We start from the raw sequence: 1980 nt of genomic DNA, 5'->3' as shown, positions 1-1980 counted from the left end.
GGGAGCGGTGGACCTCGACTGTTCGAAAGCAATGTGCCCCTCGCCCCCCTGCTGGCGCAGTTGAGCCGGAACGCGCGGGACAGCGCCAACGGCGACGGCGGCGACGGCGGCGGCCTGGATGTGTCACTGCTGCTCACCGGGCCGCCCGGCACGGGCAAGACCGCGCTGGCGCATCACCTGGCCCGCGCGGTCGACCGCCCGCTGGTCATCAAGCGCGCCTCCGACCTGCTGTCGCGCTGGGTGGGCGGCACCGAGGCCGCCATCGCCGACGCCTTCCGCGAGGCGCGGGAACGCGGCCACGTGCTGCTGTTCGACGAGGTGGATTCGCTGTTGTTCGACCGCGGCACCGCCACCACCAGCTGGGAGGCAGGCCAGGTCAACGAGATGCTGACCTGGCTGGACCGCCACCCCCTGCCGGTGATCGCCGCCACCAACCACGCGCACCGGCTGGATGCCGCGGCGCTGCGGCGCTTTGTGTTCAAGATCGACCTGGCCCCCCTGGGGGCGTCACGCGCCGCCCTGGCCTTCGAGCGCTTCTTCGCCATGCCGGCCCCCACCGGCATCGCCCACCTTGGCCACCTTACTCCAGGCGATTTCGCAGCGGTGAAGCGGCAGCTGCGGCATCGTCCCGCCCGCGACACCGATGATCTGCTGGAGCGCCTGGCGAGCGAAGGGGCGTGGCGCCCCGCGCGGGCGAAGCTGGGGTTTTGCCCGGCATGATCTCGGCGATAGCCCCTGGCGAAGCGGCACGCCGCTCCGCCAGCAGCCCGCCGTCACCTGGTTGTGGGAACCCTCCGGGCGGCCGTGCTTCGCGGTGGCGTCGAGGCCTGATCGCCCCCGTCGCGAAGAGCGCCGATGGCGGCGGCGGCAGAGTTTGCTAATGTGGCGCCATGTCTGTCTTCCCCCACCTTCTGCTGGCCCTGACGCTGGCGACCTTGGCGGCGGCGCGTGCCGAGCCTCCCCAGGACAGGCTCGCGCCTGAAGTCGCTCAGGGCTTGGGCATGCGGAAAGGCTGGGGGCTGGCGATTCCATCCTGTGACGCCGCGGTCTACGTGGATAGCGTGGGCGTTCATCACGTGAGGACCGAGCAGAGCACCATCGCCTGCCGGGACCAGGCTGGAACCTGGACGGTGACACAGGTGCTGGAGGATGGGCCCGGGGGCCTGCTGCCCATCGAAAAGCGGATCACACGGCAAAGCGACAACCGCCTGGCGCCGGCGGTGGGACGTGAACTTGACCTCCTGCTCGACCAACCGGCCCTTTATGACGAAGCGGTTCAGCGGACGGGGGAAATCGGCGTCGGCGCGCCCTTTCACACCATGCAGATCGAGGCGCCAGGCGGGCATGTCATCGCGCGATGGAACGGTCGACTGCTGGGACGGCTGGGGCAAGTCGCCGACATCATTCTGGGCCGGGACTGATGCCGCCATCGCCCTCCATGCGGGCAGGAATGGCGGATGGGGTGGGATTCGAACCCACGGTGAGTTGCCCCACGGCGGTTTTCAAGACCGCTGCCTTAAACCACTCGGCCACCCATCCGGCGCGTTCGCGCGAACAGCCTCTTATCCGGTTGTGGGCCTCAAGATCAAGGGGCACCTTTGGTGACCCGTGCCGGTAGGGGCATGTCCCACCGGCACGGGCGCACGAGTCAGGCCGTGAAATAGCCCGGCCCATGCAGGTCGGCGCGCAGGCCGATCTCCGCCGGGGCCCAGCCCAGCGCATCGCGGGTGATGGTGCTGGAGGCCGGGTTGTCGATCATGGCGAAGTGCTTGAACCAGCCGAAATACTCGCCCGCCGCCTCCTCCGACATGGCCGCCACCGGCAGGCCCAGGCCCCGGCCGATGGCGGTGGCGATGTCGCGGAAGGGCACGCCGCTGTCGTCGATGGCGTGATAGCGGGCGCCGGCCACGCCCTTCTCCAGCGCCAGGCGGTAGAGGCGGGCGGCATCGAAGCGGTGGAAGGCGGGCCAGCGGTTCAGGC

At 70.1% G+C, this 1980-nt stretch carries 2 protein-coding genes, 1 tRNA gene and 1 pseudogene; 2 read left to right on the top strand and 2 right to left on the bottom strand.

All coding sequences use genetic code 11. From position 1 onward, the window contains the following. Positions 1–720, top strand: a 720-nt coding sequence (locus tag I55_RS32370) for an ATP-binding protein (RefSeq protein ID WP_148294099.1), incomplete at its 5' end; no start/stop codon positions are given. A 170-nt stretch (positions 721–890) separates the two neighbouring features. Further along, positions 891–1421, top strand: a complete 531-nt coding sequence (locus I55_RS32365; protein WP_044564849.1) for a hypothetical protein — start codon at positions 891–893, stop codon at positions 1419–1421. A gap of 30 nt (positions 1422–1451) precedes the next feature. Here the strand turns inward: I55_RS32365 and I55_RS32360 are convergent. Further along, positions 1452–1539, bottom strand: a tRNA-Ser gene (locus I55_RS32360). 109 nt (positions 1540–1648) lie between these two features. Beyond that, positions 1649–1980: pseudogene (locus tag I55_RS37535) on the bottom strand (3-beta hydroxysteroid dehydrogenase); the annotation flags it as partial.

It is taken from the genome of Azospirillum sp. B4, from assembly GCF_000333275.1.
Classification (GTDB): Bacteria; Pseudomonadota; Alphaproteobacteria; order Azospirillales; family Azospirillaceae; genus Nitrospirillum.
The sequence above is the reverse complement of the archived record's forward strand: the minus strand, read 5'-3'. Positions and strand labels throughout refer to the sequence as shown.

Bases quoted from the DNA above. Each gene is read 5' to 3' on its own strand.
- I55_RS32365 (WP_044564849.1), top strand. From the start codon at position 891: ATGTCTGTCTTCCCCCACCTTCTGCTGGCCCTGACGCTGGCGACCTTG.